This window comes from Streptomyces sp. NRRL WC-3549 (assembly GCF_000721935.1).
In the GTDB taxonomy this organism is placed as follows: Bacteria; Actinomycetota; Actinomycetes; order Streptomycetales; family Streptomycetaceae; genus Streptomyces.
Genome location: NZ_KL585386.1, coordinates 178334 through 179650, shown reverse-complemented (window position 1 = coordinate 179650; position 1317 = coordinate 178334). Strand labels below are relative to the sequence as shown.

The window sequence follows — 1317 nt, the reverse complement described above, 5'->3', positions numbered from 1 at the left end:
CACGGCAGCCGCCGGTGACGCGGGGTCCTGGGCGGCGACGCCGTCCCGGTGGTGCGGCCTGTTACGCCCGAGACGTTCGTGGGCGGCGGCGAAGTCCCCGGATACGGCCGCGGAGACGGTCGAGAGGTCCAGGGCCAGAGCGAAGCCCGCGATGATCTCCGCCAGGCGGGCGGCGCTTCCCCGGCCGGTGCACCCCATCGCCTCCAGGAGTTCGTGCTGCGCGGGCAGGTGGGTGCCCCCTCCGACCGTGCCGAGGGCCAGGCCCGGCAGGGTCATACTCGCGTAGACGCCGTCCCGCGTGCGTTCGAGGATGAACTGCCCCACGCCCGACTCGTGGACGCAGGCGATGTCCTGGCCCGTCGCCGTGAAGACCGCGGCCACCATGTTGGCGGTGTTCGCGTCGGATCCCAGAACTCCGCTGTGGACCGCTCCGGACGTGATGTGCTGGTACCCCCTGACCAGTTCCTCAGGGGTGGTCCTGAGGACCCGTTCGACCACCCCGGCCGGCAGAAGGCAGTCAGCGGCCACTCTGATCCCGCGGCCCTCCGCCAGGGCCTGGGCCGAGGCCTTCTTGTCGCCCGAGGTGTTCCCCTCGATGATGAAGGATTCGAGCTCCGCCTCCGTGACCAGGTGCGGCTGCCGCAGGATCCACTGACACGCGTGCCAGGTGCAGGCAGTCGTCATGTTCTGGCCTGCCGCGTCCCCGGTGGTGTACCTGAACCTCAGGTGGACGGTCCTGCCCATGACCACCGGCTCGATCGCGACGAGATCCGCGTGGCCGGAGACCTCCCGGACGGCCGTACGGAGGTCTCCGAGGTGCCGGGGGACCGCCGAGGCGAAACGGCCGGCGTCGGACAGCCGGGAGAACGCGAAGACCGGGGCACGCGTCATCCCCTGGGAGACGGCGTGCGTACCGACGCCGCCCGCCATGGTGACCGCCAGGGCTCCCCGTGTCGCCGACGAGACCAGGGCGCCTTCCGTGGTGGCCATGGGGGCGTAGACCTCGCCCTGGACGTGTGTCCCGTGGAACAGCAGCGGCCCGGCCACGCCGACCGGGATCTCCACGGCGCCGACGAGGCCCTCGATGTTGCCGGTCAGCTTGCCGGCGTCGAGCCGTGTGTGTTGCAAGGAGTCCAGTGCCGACCGGGTCCTGGAGCGGAACCAGGCCAGCCGTCGAAGCCGCGCCGCCTCCGTGTAGACCCCCCGGGCGGGAACGTAACGCCCCGGGGGCCGCGGTGGATCAGAACTCTCTCCGGCACTCATACCTCACATCACCTTTCTGCTGTCTCTTATACACATCTCTGATGGCGCGAGGGA

General features: G+C 70.6%; 1 protein-coding gene. It reads right to left on the bottom strand.

Translation table 11 applies throughout. The annotated features are described in order from the left end of the window. Positions 1-1263: hydroxymethylglutaryl-CoA reductase (locus IH13_RS0105170; protein ID WP_082317517.1), on the bottom strand; the 1263-nt coding region annotated here is incomplete at its 3' end. Positions 1264-1317: the final 54 nt, after the last annotated feature.